This window comes from Croceicoccus sp. Ery5, assembly GCF_020985325.1.
Lineage (GTDB): Bacteria > Pseudomonadota > Alphaproteobacteria > Sphingomonadales > Sphingomonadaceae > Croceicoccus.
In genome coordinates, this window is record NZ_CP087587.1 from 2,118,937 (window position 1) to 2,137,632 (window position 18,696).

Sequence of the window (18,696 nt, forward strand, 5' to 3'; positions counted from 1 at the left end):
TGCCAGTCGATTGCAGGCGCTATCCGATTGATCCGCGGCCACCAACGTGACAATTCTGGGTGCATGACCCCGCCAAGATCACGCTTGCTGACGCTGGAGGCTATGACCATCCTGCGTGTTGCCCGCGTGCTGGTCGATCATGTCAGGCTGAAACACTGGCGCAATAGCCTGGGCACGATCGTCGCCAAACCGGATATCGCCCGGCATTCCGCCTTGCCGCCAGACAGCATGGCCCTTGCGGCAAAACTCGCGCGCCAGGTGGAGCGCGCTGCCGCCCGCCTGCCGCTGCACACCAAATGACTGCCGCGCGCGATAACCCTGCAATGGATGCTGCGAAGGCGCGGTCTGCCAAGCTGTCTGGTGATCGCCATGCGCAAGGGGGCGAACCGGTCCGACGACATTGCAACGGACGATTATCATTCATGGGTCGAATGTAACGATACCATCCTGATCGGCCATTGCGACCGGTCCACCTATCACCCGCTGATGGTGGTGGCGGGCCAATCCACAGGTGCGGCCCTGCCGCTCGGCGGTTAGCAGACCATGGGCGCCCTGCTGATTGCCGCTGCCGTCGATCTGGGTGACGGAAGCTGGAGCCCCGAAAGCGACCCCGCCCTGCGCGACCGCATGGCAGGTTCGCTGTCGCTAGGGCTTGGCGGACCGGTTGGCGCGGCGAATGCGTCATCTGCGCTGCTGCTATCGCGTTCGCCCTTGCGCGATGCGCCCCCGCCGCGACTGGGCGCGCGTGCCCGCCCATGGCGCCCGCATGTCGGACCGGATGGCGCCCATGTGCTGTTCGCGGGCGACTTGTACGATCGTGAAGCGCTGCGCGACGCATTGCCCGTCCCCGTTACCGGATCGGACGATGCGGCACTCTATGCCGCTGCCCTGGCCCATTTTGAGGAGGATTGCGACCGCCGCATCACCGGCGAATATGCGGCGATTTGCTGGTATCCCGATAAACGCAGGCTGCGCCTTTCCCGTTCACCGATCAGTGCGCCGCCACTGCATCTCTGGCGCGACGGCGGGCGAGTGGTCGCGGCATCGACACCGCGAGTGGCCATCGCTGCCGGTGCCGACGATATATTGAACGAGGAACGGCTGGCCGATGCCCTGTTCCTCAATTTCCGTGGTCGGCAACAGGGCTGGTATCGCGATATTTCCCCTGTCTCGACAGGAGAAATCGTATCGCTCGATCCTGAAGGCACTGCCCGCCGCCGCTATTGGAACGTCCACGAACTACCCCGGATAGAGTTGCCGAGCGACGATGCCTATGTGGAGGCGGTTACCGCCGCGATGGCACATGGTACGCGCAAAGTCGCAGGGGGTTTCGCAAGACCTGCGACCCAGCTGTCGGGCGGGTTGGATTCGCAGGCGGTCGCCAGCTTCGCGCTCGATATGCTCCCGCCCGATGGCGCGCTGAAAGCCTATTGCTGGGTCCCGCAAAAGGGTTTCGAACCACTCGACTGGCCTGCCGCCCATGGTGACGAGAGGGAACTGGCCCGCGCATTTGCCGATATGCACCCGCGTGTAGAGCTGGAACTTGTCGATACGGGTGATCTGCCGCTGTCGCATCAGGAAGAGAAAATCTTCATGCTGACCGGCATCGCTCCGATGGGCGGCGGCAATATGCATTGGGGGCACGAAATCCTGCGCCGCGCCGCAGCGGCGGACCATGGCGTGGTGCTAGACGGCGGGTTCGGGAACAACGGATTCAGCTATGACGGATTGACCGGCCCCGCAACATGGCTGCGACAGGGCCGTATCGCGCGGGCATGGCGCGAAATCGGGCTGCTGGACGGCAACCGTTCGCACAGTGCCCGTTTCATCAGCCACGCGATCATGCCGCAATTGCCGATCAAGCTGCGCCGCCGGCTGCGGCAATGGCGGGGAACCGGCCTCGACCCGTTCAAAAGCTGGTGCGCCCTGCGCGAGGAATTCGCCCGGCGCCAGGGCGTAATCGCGCGAAGCGAGGCGGCCGGGCATGATCCGATGTTCCTTGATATGGCCTGCTCGGCCGACTGGCGCGCCGCCACCTTGGCCATGGGCGAGAATGACGGAGCCGATATCGCGCTCGCCTGCGAATTGCTTTATGGCGTCGCCATGCGTTCGCCGCTTGCCTATCGCCCTTTGTTCGAGCTGACGGCGGGCATACCCGACGATCAATATTTGCGCGACGGAGAAACGCGCTGGCTGGCCCGACGCCTGCTGAAAGGACGCGTTCCCGAAGATGTCCGCACCAATACCAGCCATGGCATCCAGAGCAGCGACTGGCCCGTCCGCTTCGAACGCGAGCGTGCCGGACTGCTCGAGCAGATCGAGGGGCTGTCCGCCGATCCGCGCATGGCCGACATGCTCGACCTGCCACGGATGGAACGGAACCTGCGCGAATGGTCGGGCAATAACACGGTCGGCGGGCATGAGGCTGCCTATATCTTCAGCGCCGTGGGTCGCGGACTGACGGCGGCGCGGCTGATGCGCTATCGGGAACGCAGCAATGGCTGATCCCGTAGGCTGGATCGATACCGCCCCCCGCCATGCCGAAGCCGAGCGGATCATCACTGCCCTGTGTGGTGGCAATCCACCACCCGATACGCATTTCGCCGCATTGGATGCAGCAGGGTGGAAAGCACTGGAGGCCATCGCCACGCGCACGCGGACGGCGAATTTGCTGCACCGGCATATCGCCGACAACCGCCTTGGCGTGCCCGCCCTGATCGAAGCGCATCTGAACGACCTCTATCGCCGGCAATCGCTGTATGGCCTTGAACAAAGGCTGGTTCTGGCGCGCGTTGGCGAGTTGCTCGACGCCAGGGGGATTTCGAATGTCGCGCTGAAGGGATCGGCGCTGGCCTTCACGATCTATCCCCAACCGGCGATGCGGCCGCTGCGCGATATCGATGTTCTGGTGCCTGCCGATCGTGCGGAAGAGGCGCATCGCCTGTTGCAGCAAAACGGCTTCTCGCGCGCACCATGGGCCAAGGAATACGGCACCGAATTCAACCATCAATTGCCAGAGCTGGTGTCGGACCGGCACGGCGTCACTGTCGAGATACACCACCGCATCTACTCGCGCGGGTGGAACGGCGATGCGGCGCTTTGCGCATTGCTGCTGGAAACGGCGCCGCCGGTCAATGTGGGCGGCAAGACGTGCCATCTGGCTGCCCCGCTGGCGAATTTGCTGCACCTGACCGTGCATGCCACGCTGCACAATTGTTTCGACAACGGGCCGCTGACCATCAGCGATGTGCACCATTTGTGGCGACACCCCGATCTCGACAAGCAGGCAGTCGTCCGGATGGCGGAGCAACTCTCGCTCGGCCGTCCCCTTGCGTTGCTTTTGGCGATTGCACGGGCGGCAGGGCCACTGCCGTTACCTCCATGGCTGGAAGCCCGCGTCGAGCAGGCCGCACCGTTCGTGCCCGCGGCTATGGAGGCGATGTTCCAGCTTCCCGCACAGGCCGATCAGCGCGCACTTGTCCGGCGGTTGAAGAATAATCAGGCGGGGACCGGACCGTTGGCAGCCATGGTGAAGATGGTACGGCCCGATCCGCAAAAGCTGGCCGAGATTGCAGGCTCCTCATCGCATGACCGTCGCCGCTGGACAGCCTATCCCGCATGGGCATGGCGGCGCGGGCGCGATTATCTGACCGCCATTGCCAATCGCGACTTGCGCGCGGCAGCGGGACGGGATGCCCGCATGTTGGACTGGCTGCGCGAGAACGATTGAGCCATCCCCTTCTGCCTTCGCATTTGCAGCACCAAGGGTTGACCCCGCAGCCCCCAGCGGCCACATCAAAACCGTGACAGCCGAAACCAACGATCCCCCGCTCTCCGAACCTCCGCTACTGGATTTCGGTTCGGATGCGCTGTTCCTCGATTTCGACGGCACTTTGGTCGAGCTTTGCGACCGGCCCGATGCGGTCGTGGTGTCCGACCGGCTGATCGATATGCTGCATGCGTTGAACGACCGGCTTGGCGGGCGACTGGCACTGGTCAGCGGCAGGGCGATCGAGGTACTCGACGGGTTCGGCATGGGCAGGCTGGCAGCCGCTGGCAGCCACGGATCGGAATGGCGTCTGGCAGGCGGTCCGCGTGAATTTCTGCCCCGTCCGGAAGGGCTGGATATCGCGCGTAGCCGATTCACGATCTTTGCAGAGACAGCCCGGGGCCTGCTGTTCGAAGACAAGCCGCTGGGTGCAGCCCTGCATTACCGCCGCGCCCCCGAACAGCGCGATGCCGCCCATGCGCTGGCCGAAGATCTGGCGCAAAGCCACCGGCTTCATTTGCAACACGGTCACGATATGGTCGAATTGCGGGTACCCGGCGTGGACAAAGGCACGGCAATCGGCGAATTGATGAAGCTGGCGCCTTTCACCGGCTATCGTCCCGTATTTCTGGGCGACGACGTCACCGATGAAGACGGTTTTCGCGCGGTTGAAGCTGCGGGAGGCGCGGGTGTTCTGGTCGGGTCGGAACGCGCAACGCAGGCCAGCCATTTACTGGACGGGGTCGCAGCGGTGAACGATTGGCTTGCACGTTCGTTGCAGGCATGCGCACCCGAGGGTGCCGACAATAACAACGGGGGAATGCCATGAGCCGCCTGATCGTCGTTTCGAACCGCGTTTCGATGCCCAGCCCCGACGGGTCGCAAGGCGGTCTTGCCGTCGCGTTGCAGGCCGCGTTGCGCGAATCCGGCGGGTTGTGGTTCGGCTGGTCGGGCCGCGAGGTCGAACAGTTCAACGGTTCGGTCAGTTTCGAGGAAGTCGACGGCGTGCGATCGGCCGTCGTCGATCTGGAGCCGCAGGACGTCGAGGAATATTATAACGGCTTTGCCAATCGCACCTTGTGGCCGCTGTTCCATTACCGCATCGACATCGCGAAATATAACCGCAGCTTCGGTTCCGGCTATGAACGCGTAAACAAACGGTTTGCCGAGCCGCTTCATGTGATGATCGAGCCGGACGACACGATCTGGATCAACGATTACCATCTGATCCCCATGGCATCGCTGCTGCGCGAACACGGCATCAAGAACAAGATCGGCTTTTTCCTTCACACGCCATGGCCGCCGACGCGCCTGCTTGTATCATTGCCGCACCACGAACGGCTTGTGCGGTCGATGTTCGGCTATGACGTCGTCGGGTTCCAGACAGGCGAGTGGCTGGAAAGCTTTCGCCATTATTGCGAAAATGAACTCGGCGGCACCGTCGAGGGCGATTACATCACTGTCGATGGCCAGCGGCTACGCGCAGTCGTTTGCCCGATCGGGATCGATTTCAAGAATTTCGTCGAATCCGGCGAAACCGAACTCGCGCATCAACTGTCCGAACGCATGCGTGTCTCGCTGCGGCAGCTGACGATGATCGTCGGTGTCGACCGGCTCGACTATTCCAAGGGGTTGCAGGAACGCCTCGTCAGCTTTGAACATATGTTGAGCGCGCATCCCGAATTGCACCGTTCGGTCGTGCTGGTGCAGGTTGCGCCGCCTTCGCGCGGAGAGGTGGAGCAATATCGCCATGTCCGCGAGGAGCTGAACGAGCTGGCGGGCCGCATCAACGGCATGTTCGCCGAGGTGGACTGGACGCCAATCCGCTATGTCAATCGCGGCTACCGGCGCGAGGAACTCACCGCGCTGTATCGCGCCGCGCGGGTCGGCCTTGTCACGCCGCTGCGGGATGGCATGAACCTTGTCGCAAAGGAATATATCGCGGCGCAAGATCCCGAAGACCCCGGTGTTCTTGTCCTGTCGCGGTTTGCCGGTGCCGCCGCACAGATGTCGGATGCCTTGCTGGTCAATCCCTATGCGCCAGAGGAAGTGGCCGATGCCATCCAGCGCGCCCTGAAAATGCCGCTGTCCGAACGCAAGGCCCGCTTCAAGACCCTGCGCGATGGCGTGGAGCGCGAGGATGTGCATTGGTGGCGCGAAAAATTCGTAAAAATGATCGAAGAAACCGAAACGGTTCGCTAAGCGTGACCACAGGGAACAGACGAGGCTTTCGCGCTTTCCTATGACAGCAACGCCACCGGGGATGGGGCGTGCAGGAGAGAATTGAATGACATTGCGTAACCGCATGGCTTTGGCCTGCGTTTTGGGGCTGTCGCTGACGGCCCTTTCGGCATGCGATAAGGCCGATGAAGTCACCGTCCTCGAACAACCGGCCAAGGAAGCGCCCGATCCCGCCAAGGCTGCCGAGTCGATCAAGCAGGCGCAGGCCGCCCGTATTGCCGCGTTGAACAAACGCGATGTGGACGGCGCGGTGTCCGTCTATGCGCCCAATGCCACGCTGGTCATTCCCAATGCCGGACCTTTGGCCGACCTTCCCTCGATCCGTGCGAACTATGCTTCGCTGCTGGGCGATGACAGCGTAACCATGGTCGTCACCCCCAGTGAAACCTGGGTATCGGCTGGCGCGGATTTTGCGGTCACGACTGCCAAGATCTCACTCACCAGCACCAATCCCGACAATCCGGTTTCCATCCAGAGCACCAGCCAGTCGGTCTGGCAACGCCAGCCGGACGGGCTTTGGAAGATCATCTCGGAATATAATGTCGCTCTCCCTGCTGCCGAGGCTGTCCCTGCCAGTGACACGCCAGAGGACATCAACGGGCAGGTTGCCACCGTTCCGGCCGGTTGATCCCCGCACAAAAGGAACGGACGCCCCGCCTGATCGGTTGGGCGCCCGTTCGCTTTCGCGAAGGTTGGGTTCGCGAAAGCTGGAGCGGGCCGGTGTGAGCGGGGCCGCGCTCCGGAACAATTTCGGCCAATAGGCTTTGGCCGACCCTTCGGGCCGATCAGCCCGCCGGCGTTGCCAGCGCACTCATCGCGACCTGCACACGCTGTTGCAGGGCCGGGTCGCTCTGCGTCTGGGTGCTGATCTCGTTAAAACGCTGGGGCGTCAGGCCATGTTCGCTGACGGTGGCCACCATTTGCGCCTGCTTTTCCTCGGCCGCGATTGTCGCATCGGCGTCGATCTTTTGAATGTCGACCACGGCGGCCGCAAAGCTGTCCACCTCGGCATCGGTGACCGCTGTAGCGGTTGGCGCGGGGGTCGGCGCGGCCGGTGCGGCTTCAGTCTGTGGGCCCATCGCCTGGCTGGCGTGATCGGTCGCTTCCTGCGCCATGGCGGGGGCAGCAATCGCAGTGGCCATGGCGGCGGCGAGTAAAGTCGTCTTTTTCATAATCTCGAACTCCTTGTCGCAACTACACGACAAGAAGTTCCGCCGCCCTGCCCCGATTTCAACGCCGAGACTGCTGCCTCGTGCCTTAATCGGGGCCGAAATGAGGCACTTGTGCCTGACCAGCGACGAACCGATACCGCCGCCGCCGGGATTCTGAGCTAGAGCTTCAATTCGCTTACATCGCGGAACGATCCGATCGTTCCCCGCACGAATGTGTTGAACGCGATTGAAAAGCGGTCCTGCTGCGTCCGGTTTTCTTCCACATAGTGCTGCAACCCGCTGCTGAACAGGATCAGGTCGCCCTGCTTCGGGATGATCGCGTTGCGCGGCGCGTTGTAGATATTGTTCTTCCCCTCATCCACCAGCAGTTCCAGCGCGCGGTAATGGTTATAGCGTTCGAAGATCATGTTCCCCGGCGGATCGGGCATTTCTGTGTAATAGAGCGAGCCCGAAATGATCGAATTCGAATGGGTATGCCCGTGCATGCCCACACCCGGCGGATTGATCAGCGACCAGCTTTGCGTCACCTCCAGCCTTTGCGAAATGCCCATCACTTCGCGCGCGTAGACATCAAGCGCCTCGTGCACCGCCTTTTTGATGCTCTTCATTTCGGGCCGGTCGAACAGATACAGCTCCTCGCTGATCCGGTTCACCTGATTTGTAATCATCGGCAGCTTGCGGATGATGTCCTGCTGTTTGGGCGTAATGGCATCGGCGATGTTCATCCGGAAATAGGGTTCCGCGAACAATGGCTTGACGTCGTAGGTGCGCTGGGTTTGCGTGGGCATGGGGATCTTTGCACTGGTGAAAAGGGGCCTTCGGGATAGAGCGCCCCGCCCCGCCCGCGCAAGGGCCGAAGAACCGTTGGATGAGGGAAAGCGGTGCAGGCCGTGGCATAACCTGCACCGCTCCGGGGGATAAACCGTCCGGTACGGTGCAGGATGGTGCGATGCGGGGCGCGGCCATATCGGGGGATTCCACCAGAATGCCGCGAAAAGGCCACGGTTCACACAGGCGGCATGTCCTACACGCGCAGTCGCGCTGCCCCGATGGCACGGCAAATGGCGGTAATGCGCGGGGTTCCGGTTATGAAAACCCCGCGCCTGTTTGCTCAAATTGGCTGGTCAGGCACCCTCACCCATACACCTGCGCGCAGGCCTGCGTGATCTCCTGCATCTCGGCCTGTTTCGCGCCGAACGCGTCGGTCAGCTTAAAGCCGCGATTGTCGAATTCGCGTTTCATGCAGCCGCAGATCGCGGGGGCCTTGGCCTCCAGCTCGGCGGGGAAGCGCGCGCGGGCGACGCATTGGGGGACAAAGTCTTCGTCCAGACGGCGGTCGACTTCGGCGCCGATCTCGTCGCTGGCGGTAAAGGAAAAGGCGGCCACGAAGCCGATCATTCCCGCCACGATCATCACCAGCATTTTCATGCGCAAACTCCCGATCCCGATGGCCGGTCGTCCTGGGCTGACGACCTGAACCCTCCGCGCTACAGCTTGGCGCGGTACGGTTAAGATCGGGTTGAGCCAACGCTAGAGCATGGATTTGAGGTAGTGCCCCGTATGGCTGCGCGCGACTTTGGCCACATCCTCGGGCGTGCCCGTCGCCACGATCTCGCCCCCTCGCACGCCGCCGTCTGGGCCAAGGTCGATCACCCAGTCCGCCGTCTTGATGACGTCGAGGTTATGTTCGATCACCACCACGCTATTGCCCTGATCGACAAGGCGGTGGAGCACTTCGAGTAGCTTACGCACATCCTCGAAATGCAGGCCGGTCGTCGGCTCGTCCAGAATATAGAGCGTCTGTCCGGTCGAACGGCGCGAAAGTTCCTTGGCCAGCTTTACCCGCTGCGCCTCGCCCCCTGACAGCGTGGTGGCCTGCTGGCCCACCTTCACATAGCCCAGCCCCACTTCGTTGAGCATGTGCATCTTGTCGCGGATCGGGGGGACGGCGCCAAAGAATTCCTCCGCATCCTCGATCGTCATGTCGAGTACGTCGGCGATGGACTTGCCCTTGAACTTCACCTCCAGCGTCTCGCGGTTATAGCGTTTGCCGCCACATTCCTCGCACGTGACATAGACGTCGGGCAGGAAGTGCATCTCGATCTTGATAAGGCCGTCGCCCTGACACGCCTCGCACCGGCCGCCCTTGACGTTAAAGCTGAAACGCCCCGGCTTGTAACCGCGCGCCTGCGCTTCGGGCAGGCCGGCAAACCAGTCGCGGATATTGGTGAAGGCACCGGTATAGGTGGCCGGATTGCTGCGGGGGGTGCGACCGATGGGCGACTGGTCGATTTCGATCACCTTGTCACAGTGGTTGAGGCCCGTGATCTTCTCATGCGGTCCGGCGATAACACGCGCGCCGTTCAATGCGCGGGCGGCACCGGCGTAGAGCGTGTCGATAGTAAAGCTGGACTTCCCCGATCCGGATACGCCGGTGATACAGGTGAAGGTGCCCAGCGGAATCTCGCCCGTGACGTTTTTCAGATTATTGGCGGTGGCGCCGTGCACGGTCAGCTTCTTGCCGTTCCCCTTGCGGCGCTTTGCCGGCACCTCGATCGCGCGCGTGCCGTTAAGATAGGCAGCGGTGAGCGAGTTCTTCGACTTCAGCACCTGTTTCAGCGTGCCCTGCGCGACGACTTCGCCGCCATGCACGCCAGCGCCGGGGCCAAGGTCGACTACATGGTCGGCGGCGCGGATCGCATCCTCGTCATGTTCGACGACGATGACCGTGTTGCCCAGATCGCGTAGCCGTTTCAGCGTTTCGAGCAGCCGGTCATTATCGCGCTGGTGCAGGCCGATGGAGGGTTCGTCGAGCACGTAAAGCACGCCCGACAGGCCGCTGCCGATCTGGCTGGCAAGGCGGATACGCTGGCTTTCTCCGCCCGAAAGCGTGCCGCTGGTGCGGTCGAGGTTGAGATAGTCGAGCCCGACATTGTCGAGAAAACCGAGCCGTTCGTTGATTTCCTTCAGGATGGCCTTGGCGATCTGCTTCTGCTGGTCGCCCAGCTTCTCCTCGAGGCCGAGGAACCACGCCTTGGCATCGCTGACCGACAGGCGGACCGGACCCGCGATGTCGCTGCCCGCCACCTTCACGGCCAATGCCTTCTCGTTCAGTCGCGCGCCGCCACAGGCTTCGCATGGCTGCGCGGTCTGGAACTTACCCAGTTCCTCGCGCATCCACGCGCTTTCGGTCTGCAGCATGCGGCGATTGAGATTGCCGATCACGCCCTCGAACGGCTTGTTCACCGTATAGCTTTTGCGTCCGTCCTTAAAGGTCAGCGGGACCGGCTTGCCCTTGGTGCCATACAGGATTGCATCGCGGTGTTCCTGCGCCAGTTCCTCCCACGGCGTCTCCAGCTCGAATCCGTAATGGTTGGCAAGGCTGGCCAGCACCTGCATGTAATAGGGCGATGGCGGGTTCGATTTGGCCCATGGCACGACCGCGCCCTTTTTCAGGCTTAATTGCTCGTTCGGGACCACCAGTTGCGGATCGAACAGCAGCTTTTCACCCAGACCGTCGCAAACCGGACACGCGCCTTGCGGTGCGTTGAAGGAGAACAGGCGCGGCTCGATCTCTTCGATGGTAAAGCCGCTGACGGGACAAGCGAAACGTTCGGAAAAGACGATCCGGTTCGCCGGAATGCCCGCGCCCTTCAGATTGCCGCCACGCGCATTGGCCGACTGCCCCTCACCCTCGCGCCCCGGCACGACGCCATCGGCCAGATCGACATAGGCCAGCCCGTCGGCCAGACGCAAAGCTGTTTCGAACGAATCCGCAAGCCGCGTTTCGATCCCCCCTTGTCCATCTTTACTTCGGCGCACGGCGAGCCGGTCCACCACCACTTCGATGTCATGCTTGTATTTCTTGTCGAGCGCGGGCGCTTCCTCGATCGGATAGATTTCGCCGTCGATGCGCACGCGGGTAAAACCCGCCTTTTGCCACTCGGCCAGCTCCTTGCGATATTCGCCCTTCCGCCCGCGCACCACGGGTGCCAGAAGATAGGCACGCGTCCCTTCGGGCAGCGCCATTACGCGGTCGACCATGTTCGACACGGTCTGCGCCTCGATCGGCAGGCCGGTCGCGGGGCTATAGGGCACCCCCACCCGCGCCCATAACAGGCGCATGTAGTCATAGATTTCGGTCACCGTCGCTACGGTGGAACGCGGGTTCCGACTGGTCGTTTTCTGCTCGATGGAAATCGCAGGGCTCAGCCCGTCGATATGTTCCACATCGGGCTTCTGCATCATTTCCAGAAACTGCCGCGCATAGGCGCTCAGGCTCTCGACATAGCGGCGCTGCCCCTCGGCATAGATGGTGTCGAAGGCGAGGCTGGATTTCCCCGAGCCGGACAGGCCCGTGATCACGATCAGCGCGTCGCGCGGCAGATCGATGTCGATCCCTTTGAGATTATGCTCACGCGCGCCGCGGACGGAAATGGTGGTAAGGCTCATGGAGAATGGATGTTCCGCAGATGTTCCGCCGCGTCAAGATGCGCGACACCGGTTTTCCGCCATTTGGGGTGCACCCTGCCCACGTTCAACAGGAGCCGCCAGATGCTACGTGCCAGTCATCACCCCGCCTCGCGCTTGTCGTCCCGATCGAACCGCCGAATTCCCGAGTCGGCGCGGATGACGGGGTGTAATTTTTCGTGCTGCATTGCGAAATAAATGTGTTTTTGTATAGAATTTTGTTTTTCACGTTTCGCAAAAATATAATTTAGTTTTTAAGCACATCAATCCACGGAAACACCTTTGTTATAAAATTAACATTGGCCGTGTGAAAATAATTCAGATTTAAACTGATACAATTATAACATACATTTGTCGGTTAACACTCTGTTCCAATCAACATTAACGTCAATAAACCGGTAACTTTTTGTTCACCCCCTACCCTGACCCTCGAAGCAGTTGAAAACTCAACGCAAATGAGAGGTACAAGCGATGAATGGGGTTTTTTCACAGTCCAGAACCATGCTTGCAGGGGCCGTCGCCGTCAGCGCGCTGGCCGTTGCCCTGAATGCACAGGAAGCCAAGGCGCAGGCGATCCAGCCCGTCGTCGACGTCTGTACGGGCATTGCCCTGCAACCTTCCGCCGTCACCGACATTATCGATGCGGCCAATGATCCGCTGATCACGTCGCTTTCGACGCTGACCGACAATCTGCTCGACGTCGAAGCCGCGATTACCGGCGTTCCGATCATCAGCCCGCTGCTGGGCTCGATCTTCGGCCCCGGAGACCTGCTGAACGTGACCGATGTCGATATCGAAATCGACGACATCCTGGCCGGTATCGCCGCTGGCGAACCGATCGGCCTGTCGGTGCTCGATACCGATGGCAACCTGCTCGCTCCGGGCAGCGATTGTAATGTCGCGGCAGACAGCTTTTCGCTCGACACATCCGGCGGCATCACTATCGGTGGCAACCAGATTACCGGCCTTGGCGACGATGGCGAAGTGGCACTGGCCAATGACGTCGATGCCATTGCCATCGGCAACCGTGCGCTGGCCGATGTCGGCGCGACCGGTTCGCTCGCGCTGGGTGCCGATGCAACCGTGACCGCGGCCAACAGCGTTGCGCTGGGCAGCGGATCGCTGGCCGACCGGGGCGCGCTGGCGGGCTATACCGCCCCCGGCCTGTCGGGCACGTTCGACAGCGTCGGCACCGTATCGGTCGGCAGCGCAGGCAATCTGCGCCAGATCACCAATGTCGCCCCCGGCACGCAGGACAGCGATGCCGCTACGGTCGGGCAGGTGACCGGTGCAGTGGCCGAACTGGCCAACGATGCGGTCCTGTATGACGACGACACCAAGGCGTCGGTCACGCTGGCGGGTGCCGGCGGCACGACCATCGGCAATGTCGCCGATGGCGAGGTTTCGGCCACGTCGGCAGAGGCGGTAAACGGGGCGCAATTGTTTGCCACCAACCAGCAGGTCGATGCCAATACCACCGCGATCACCGATATCGATACGCGGGTGACGACGGCCGAGACCAATATCACCAATATCGACAATCGCGTGATCGTGAACGAAGGCGATATCGCCGATCTTCAGGATGCGCAGGCGTTGTCGGTGCAATATACCGACGCCACCCAGACCGAAGTGGCGCTGGGCGGTGCGGGCGGCACCACCATCTCGAACGTTGCGGATGGCGAATTGTCGGCCACGTCGAGCGAGGCGGTGAACGGCGCGCAATTGTTCGCGACCAACCAGCAGGTGGACCAGAACACCACCGACATCGCCAATATCGATGCGCGGGTGACCACGAACGAGGGGGATATCATCAACCTCGACAATCGCGTCACCACGAACGAGACCGATATTGCCAATCTCGACAATCGCGTCACGGTGAACGAAGGCGATATCGCCAATCTCGACAACCGCGTGACGGTGAACGAAGGCGATATTGCGAACCTGGATAACCGCGTGACCGTCAATGAAGGCGATATCGCCAATATCGACAGCCGCGTGACCGTGAACGAAGGGGATATCAACGATCTGGACGTGCGGGTTACCGACAACACGACGACGATCAACAATATCCAGGCCCAGGTCGACAACGTGCCGCTGGGCTATGTCAGCGATGCCGATCCGTCGATGGCCAGCGCCACGCCGACCCAGACGGTGGCCATGATCGGTGCCGATGGCTCGGCGCCCGTCACGCTGACCAATGTGGCACCCGGCGCGCTGAATGCGACATCGACCGATGCCGTAAACGGGGCGCAATTATATGCCACGAACCAGCAAGTGGCAGCGAACCGCGTCGATATCGACAACAACCGTACCGATATCGATGCCAATACGGTGGCGATCGCCAACAACCGCACCGATATCGACAACAACACGAATGCGATCACCAATATCCAGAACAACTATGCCGGCAGCACGGTCGTCGCGGTCCAGTATTCCGACCCCGACAACCCGACCGTCAGCAATGGCGGCACCGTAACCAACGACGTCACGCTGATCGGCGCGGACAGTTCGGCTCCGGTGGTGATGCATAATGTGGGCGCGGGCGTGCTGCCCAACGATGCGGTGAACGTGCAGCAGATGCAGGACGGGCTCGCCATGGTAATGGATTACACCAACACCATGTTCGAATCCTTCAGCTATGACCTGCAAAAGCTGAGCCGCGACAGCAATGCGGGCACAGCCAATGCACTGGCCGCAGCGGGCCTGCCGCAAGTGATCGAAAGCGACGGGCGCATGCTGGCCGGTTCGGTCGGACACTATCGCGGGCAAACCGCCTTTGCGCTGGGTGCGTCGGCAGCCTTTAACGACGGGCGCGGCGTGGCCAAGTTCAACGGCTCGGTCAATACACGCGGCCATGCAGGGATCAGCGCGGGCGCAGGTTTCGCCTTCTGATCGACAATCGCGGGTCGCCCGGCCGGTGCGGTCGGGCGGCCTGCCACGATATCATGCCCGCATGCTTATACCGCGAGGCATGATGCCGACCGGACGGTCGGCCAAGAGCCGGAATACCGGCCATACACTGAAAGACCCCACACCCCTGGCCTTCCGAAGCCGCCTTGCGCGGATCGGAGGGCCGTTTTCGGTTATAACGGGCCTGTCGACCGGGGTCAGTGCATCTGACGGCTGGTTAGATCCCAGTCGCGGATCCGGTCGTCCAGCCTGTGCATTCGGCGTTCCAGCCGTGCCGCATCGGTCCTGTCGCCCGTGTCGGTGGCCATGGCCAGCATCTGCTTCGTTTCGTCGCGATAGTATCGCAAGCCATCGAGCATACATCTCTCAAGAATGTCTTCCACGCTCGCTCTCCCTCTCTCGAGAGCGCCATACCATACTTATCCACATTATCCCATCGCGCTGTTCGACCAGCGGAAGAATTGGCCCGATGGACGTCAAGTCGTAAGATCGTATTGCTTCATCAGGTCATAAAGTGTTGGCCGGCTGATACCAAGCATACGCGCGGTAGACGATATATTACCTTCGCTACGCGCCAATGCATGACGAATCAACTTGCGGTCCGCCTGTTCGCGCGCCGCCTTCAGGTTAAGCGCCTGCGCCAGTTCCTCGCCCGGTTCGGCAAGATCGAGGTCTTCGGCGCTGACCAGCCTGCCATCGGCCATGATGACCGCGCGCTTGACCCTGTTTTCCAGCTCTCGGACGTTGCCGGGCCAGTGCCATGCATCGATCGCGGTCAACGCGTCGGGAGCAAACCCCTTTATCTGCGGATTCATCTCGGCCGCAAAGCGCGCCAGAAAATGTCGGGCAAGCAAGGGCGCATCGCCCGCGCGTTCGGCCAGCGCGGGGATCGCGACCACCACTTCGGCAAGCCGGAAATAGAGGTCTTCGCGGAAATCCCCATTGGCAACCATGGCGGGCAGATCGCGCGTGGTGGCGCAAACGATGCGCGCGTCGACAGGAATGGCCTGTCCGCTGCCCATGCGTTCGACGGCACGGGTTTCGATAAAACGCAGCAGGCGCGACTGGATCGCGGGCGGCAGATCGCCCATCTCGTCAAGGAACAAGGTGCCGCCACTCGCCATCTCGATCCGTCCTTCGCGGGCCGACTGCGCGCCATCAAAGGCTCCGGCTTCATATCCGAACAATTCCTGTTCGAGCAGATGATCGGGGATCGCGGCGCAATTGATCGCCACAAAAGACGCGCCCGCCCGTCCGCTGGATGCATGCAGGCCGCGCGCCAGCAATTCCTTGCCTGTGCCGCTGGCGCCGATCAGCATGACCGACACTTCGGTGGCAGCCACCCGTTCGACGGTGCGGGCGGTCCGGATCATTTCGGGTGCCGCGGTAACGATGCTGCCCAGCACGGTTGCATCCGCACCGCTGCGGGCGGCAAGGCGGCGGTTTTCCGCTTCTATCCCTGCCAGATGCAATGCGCGGCGCACGATCAGGGCCAGTTCCTCGATCTTTACCGGCTTGCGATAAAAGTCATACGCCCCCTGCTCGATCGCGCGCATCGCGCTTTCCGCCGCACCATGCCCGCTGGCGACGATGACCTTTGTTTCGGGCTTGAGCGCCATGATCGCGTCCAGCACGGCGAAGCCCTCGGTCGTGCCGTCGGGATCGGGCGGCAGGCCAAGGTCCAGGGTCACCACGTCGGGTTCGTGCTGGCGCAGCGCGGCAATGGCGCTTTCACGGTCACCGGTGCAGATCACGTCGAATTCGTCCCATGCCCATTTCAGCTGGGTGGCAAGGCCGGGATCGTCCTCGACCACAAGCAGCTTGGGCTTGTCCGCCATGTCGGGTTTCGCGGGCATCAGGCGACCTTTCTTGCCGTATCGGCCTTGGCAGAAGTGGCGGCCAAGGGAAGGCGGATGGTAAAGCACGTCCCCTCCCCTTCGCGCGAAACGACGTCGAGCGTCCCGCCCATCGCGCGCAATGTCTCGCGCGCTTCGAACGCGCCAATGCCGAAACCGTCGTTCTTGGTCGAAACGAAGGGCGCAAACAGCCCGTTGCGGACAAATTCCGCCGACATGCCGCAACCCTTGTCCGTAATTTCGATCACTGCCTGCGCCCCCTCATGGCGAAAGGAAATCACGACCGTGGCAGCGGGCCCGCTGGCATCCAGCCCGTTCTGCACCAGATGGCGCATCACCTGCTCCAGCCCGTCGCGGTCGGCCATGGCCGTTGCAACGGGTCCACGTTCGATGACGACCCTGTCCCTGAACGGCAGGGCGCCGAAGATCTGCCACGCCAGATCCTGCGGGCAGATCGCCTCAACCCTGCAATCACCGCGAAATCCGTTGCCCGACCCGCCTCCGGCACCATAACGCGACAATCGGGCCAGCAGCGCCTCCATCCTGCCGGTCGCATTGCGCAACGTGATCAGCATGTCGGCGCGAAAGGCAGGGTTTTCGATGTGCTTTTCAGCATTGCTGACCGTCAGCCCCAGCTGGCTGGCAAGGTTCTTGATGTCATGCATCACAAAGGCCATGCGGCGATTGAATTCGTCGAACCTCGCTGCCTCCAGCAATTGGCGCTGCGCAGCCTGTTCGGACAGATGCACCGCCAGTTGCTGGCCGATGATGCGCAGCAGATCGTGATCTTCCCAATCCAGCTTGCGCGCAAAGGCAGGCCGGGCCAGCACCACGGCCCCCGCCATCCGCCCGTCGAGCATCAGGGGCACCAGCGCCCACGCGTTTTGATCGTCAAGCAGCCATGCCGGCAAATGGACGGCAATCGCAGCAGCATCGCTGCCCCGCAAAGCATCGAGCGCGAGCACATCCTCGGCCTCTTCCATCGCGCGCAGTGTTTGTTGCGGCAGGGCGATGGCGGGTACGTCGATATCGGGCCATTGCCACCGCGCGGAGAGAGTCAGATGCCCTTGCCCATTGCCAAGGTTGTCGTCGTCGGGCGTCAGTAAAAGTCCCCCGCGGCTGTCGGTAATCTCTGCCAGAGCCTCCACCGCGCGCACGGCCAGCGGCGCGGCCCCGCCGCCTTGCGCGCCCATCCTGCCGGCAAAACGCAGCCATTCGGCGCGATAATCGAAACGGTGCCGGAACAGATTGCGCGATATCCCCTCGCGGATCATCGCCCGCAGGCCCGGCGAAGCGAGCAGGAGCCCGATCATCATGGTCAGCACGATCGCCATGAACTGGCTGGCCACACCCATGTCGATATCGAACGCTTTCAGGATCGTATCCAGCGCGAATATGCCCAGCAGGTAAAGGGCGATAACCAGCAGGGACAACGACTGGAACGTTACCGACCGCGACGGCGCGAAACGGCGTTCGGGCAGTGCCCGCCCGTCGCGATACAGCAGCACCGCCACCGCCCCCCAGGCAAGCCCCCGTACCGCGACCATAGCAGGGGGCGCATGTCCCGACAGATAGGTGAAGGCATAGAAATTCAGCTCGAACCCCCAGCCCAGCACCAGCGCCGTGACGACAGGGCCAAGCCGGGATCGCTGTTCGGGCTCTGCCCCGGCAAACAGATTATGGATCAACACCAGCATGCCCACCACGAACAACATGCGGATCAGCGCGGCGACATTCATGATCAGCGCGAGTGCATCGGGATGGCGGAACCATTCGGTCAGCATCATCAACGGCAATTGCGCCAGCTCTGCCAGAGCCAGCGCGAACAGGACGGGGCGCAGCAATGTCAGGCTGCTATGCCGGCCCTCTGCCGACAAAAGCGCGCCGATCAGCGCCAGAAAGGCCAGATTGCGCAATGTTTCGACCAGCCAGGCAAGACGCGGATCAATGGCAGGCGCGACACCGGTGACCAGCGTGATCCCCGCCGCGCCCAATGCCGTAACCACCATAGCGCGCAGGGCAAGGCTGCGCCCGCGGTTCCACAGCAGCAGCGGGGCGCACAAACAGGCAAAAGCGCCCAGGGCCGCCGTTACGCTTGCGAAGGCCGTCCAACCGGAAGATGGCCAGTCAGGAGAAAGCCAGTCTTGCCAGACCAGACCGGTCATGCGTCACGTCCCTCAGATACGGGAAAGCGCCAGCTTTGTCGGAGGGATCGGGCCATGAAGGCAGCCTAGCGGCGCCATGGTAAACGCGGCGTAAAGCGGAACGCAAAAAGGCG

At 62.2% G+C, this 18,696-nt stretch carries 15 protein-coding genes; 8 read left to right on the forward strand and 7 right to left on the reverse strand.

The features are described from left to right. The first annotated feature begins 84 nt into the window (after positions 1 to 84). The 7 genes from LOZ74_RS10010 (at position 85) to LOZ74_RS10040 (ending at position 6,638) form a co-directional block, all read left to right on the forward strand. The gene (locus tag LOZ74_RS10010; protein WP_230291085.1) at positions 85 to 300 is read left to right on the forward strand and encodes a hypothetical protein; all 216 of its coding nucleotides are present in this window, start codon (positions 85 to 87) and stop codon (positions 298 to 300) included. A 27-nt stretch (positions 301 to 327) separates the two neighbouring features. Then, positions 328 to 537, forward strand: coding sequence for a lasso peptide biosynthesis protein (locus tag LOZ74_RS10015; RefSeq protein WP_230291086.1), 210 nt, complete (start codon positions 328 to 330; stop codon positions 535 to 537). A 6-nt stretch (positions 538 to 543) separates the two neighbouring features. Next, positions 544 to 2,505, forward strand: a complete 1,962-nt coding sequence (locus tag LOZ74_RS10020) for an asparagine synthase-related protein (protein ID WP_230291087.1) — start codon at positions 544 to 546, stop codon at positions 2,503 to 2,505. After that, positions 2,498 to 3,730, forward strand: coding sequence for a nucleotidyltransferase family protein (locus tag LOZ74_RS10025; protein WP_230291088.1), 1,233 nt, complete (start codon positions 2,498 to 2,500; stop codon positions 3,728 to 3,730). Before LOZ74_RS10020 ends, LOZ74_RS10025 begins: the two co-directional genes overlap by 8 nt. Before the next feature lie 73 nt (positions 3,731 to 3,803). Next, positions 3,804 to 4,598, forward strand: coding sequence for a trehalose-phosphatase (otsB, locus tag LOZ74_RS10030; RefSeq protein ID WP_230291089.1), 795 nt, complete (start codon positions 3,804 to 3,806; stop codon positions 4,596 to 4,598). Then, positions 4,595 to 5,971 (forward strand): alpha,alpha-trehalose-phosphate synthase (UDP-forming), encoded by a 1,377-nt coding sequence (gene otsA, locus LOZ74_RS10035; RefSeq protein WP_230291090.1) that lies wholly within the window; start codon positions 4,595 to 4,597, stop codon positions 5,969 to 5,971. Before otsB ends, otsA begins: the two co-directional genes overlap by 4 nt. Positions 5,972 to 6,056: 85 nt before the next feature. Next, positions 6,057 to 6,638 (forward strand): DUF4440 domain-containing protein, encoded by a 582-nt coding sequence (locus tag LOZ74_RS10040; protein WP_230291091.1) that lies wholly within the window; start codon positions 6,057 to 6,059, stop codon positions 6,636 to 6,638. 157 nt (positions 6,639 to 6,795) lie between these two features. Here LOZ74_RS10040 and LOZ74_RS10045 read toward each other — a convergent pair whose 3' ends face one another. The 4 genes from LOZ74_RS10045 to uvrA form a co-directional block, all read right to left on the reverse strand. Beyond that, positions 6,796 to 7,182 carry a DUF4168 domain-containing protein gene (locus LOZ74_RS10045; RefSeq protein ID WP_230291092.1) on the reverse strand — a complete coding sequence of 129 codons (387 nt, stop codon included), beginning with the start codon at positions 7,180 to 7,182 and terminating at the stop codon, positions 6,796 to 6,798. A 158-nt stretch (positions 7,183 to 7,340) separates the two neighbouring features. Then, a complete protein-coding gene (locus tag LOZ74_RS10050) occupies positions 7,341 to 7,970 on the reverse strand; it encodes a TIGR02466 family protein (RefSeq protein WP_230291093.1) in 630 nt (209 codons plus the stop codon). Positions 7,971 to 8,316: 346 nt separating this feature from the next. Next, entirely contained in the window at positions 8,317 to 8,610 is a 294-nt protein-coding gene (locus tag LOZ74_RS10055; RefSeq protein WP_230291094.1) for a hypothetical protein, read from the reverse strand. 102 nt (positions 8,611 to 8,712) lie between these two features. Continuing rightward, positions 8,713 to 11,634: an excinuclease ABC subunit UvrA gene (gene uvrA, locus LOZ74_RS10060; protein WP_230291095.1), complete on the reverse strand. Its 2,922-nt coding sequence runs from the start codon at positions 11,632 to 11,634 to the stop codon at positions 8,713 to 8,715. Between the two features lie 519 nt (positions 11,635 to 12,153). Between uvrA and LOZ74_RS10065 the strand changes: the two genes are divergently transcribed. Further along, a complete protein-coding gene (locus LOZ74_RS10065) occupies positions 12,154 to 14,544 on the forward strand; it encodes a YadA-like family protein (protein ID WP_230291096.1) in 2,391 nt (796 codons plus the stop codon). A 215-nt stretch (positions 14,545 to 14,759) separates the two neighbouring features. Here the strand turns inward: LOZ74_RS10065 and LOZ74_RS10070 are convergent, their stop codons facing one another. The 3 genes from LOZ74_RS10070 to prsK all read right to left on the reverse strand — a co-directional run bounded on the left by LOZ74_RS10070 (position 14,760) and on the right by prsK (position 18,583). Beyond that, positions 14,760 to 14,945, reverse strand: a complete 186-nt coding sequence (locus LOZ74_RS10070; protein ID WP_230291097.1) for a hypothetical protein — start codon at positions 14,943 to 14,945, stop codon at positions 14,760 to 14,762. 93 nt (positions 14,946 to 15,038) lie between these two features. Next, positions 15,039 to 16,418, reverse strand: a complete 1,380-nt coding sequence (prsR, locus tag LOZ74_RS10075; RefSeq protein ID WP_370638818.1) for a PEP-CTERM-box response regulator transcription factor — start codon at positions 16,416 to 16,418, stop codon at positions 15,039 to 15,041. Beyond that, on the reverse strand, positions 16,418 to 18,583 hold the full coding sequence (gene prsK, locus LOZ74_RS10080) for an XrtA/PEP-CTERM system histidine kinase PrsK (RefSeq protein ID WP_230291098.1): 2,166 nt from the start codon (positions 18,581 to 18,583) through the stop codon (positions 16,418 to 16,420). Before prsK ends, prsR begins: the two co-directional genes overlap by 1 nt. Positions 18,584 to 18,696: the final 113 nt, after the last annotated feature.

Excerpts from the sequence above, each read along its gene's own strand:
- LOZ74_RS10015 (WP_230291086.1), top strand. The coding sequence starts at position 328 with ATGCTGCGAAGGCGCGGTCTGCCAAGCTGTCTGGTGATCGCCATGCGC.
- LOZ74_RS10020 (WP_230291087.1), top strand. The coding sequence starts at position 544 with ATGGGCGCCCTGCTGATTGCCGCTGCCGTCGATCTGGGTGACGGAAGC.
- LOZ74_RS10025 (WP_230291088.1), top strand. The coding sequence starts at position 2,498 with ATGGCTGATCCCGTAGGCTGGATCGATACCGCCCCCCGCCATGCCGAA.
- otsA (WP_230291090.1), top strand. The coding sequence starts at position 4,595 with ATGAGCCGCCTGATCGTCGTTTCGAACCGCGTTTCGATGCCCAGCCCC.
- LOZ74_RS10040 (WP_230291091.1), top strand. The coding sequence starts at position 6,057 with ATGACATTGCGTAACCGCATGGCTTTGGCCTGCGTTTTGGGGCTGTCG.
- LOZ74_RS10045 (WP_230291092.1), bottom strand. The coding sequence starts at position 7,182 with ATGAAAAAGACGACTTTACTCGCCGCCGCCATGGCCACTGCGATTGCT.
- LOZ74_RS10050 (WP_230291093.1), bottom strand. The coding sequence starts at position 7,970 with ATGCCCACGCAAACCCAGCGCACCTACGACGTCAAGCCATTGTTCGCG.
- LOZ74_RS10055 (WP_230291094.1), bottom strand. The coding sequence starts at position 8,610 with ATGAAAATGCTGGTGATGATCGTGGCGGGAATGATCGGCTTCGTGGCC.
- uvrA (WP_230291095.1), bottom strand. The coding sequence starts at position 11,634 with ATGAGCCTTACCACCATTTCCGTCCGCGGCGCGCGTGAGCATAATCTC.
- LOZ74_RS10065 (WP_230291096.1), top strand. The coding sequence starts at position 12,154 with ATGCTTGCAGGGGCCGTCGCCGTCAGCGCGCTGGCCGTTGCCCTGAAT.
- prsR (WP_370638818.1), bottom strand. The coding sequence starts at position 16,418 with ATGCCCGCGAAACCCGACATGGCGGACAAGCCCAAGCTGCTTGTGGTC.
- prsK (WP_230291098.1), bottom strand. The coding sequence starts at position 18,583 with ATGACCGGTCTGGTCTGGCAAGACTGGCTTTCTCCTGACTGGCCATCT.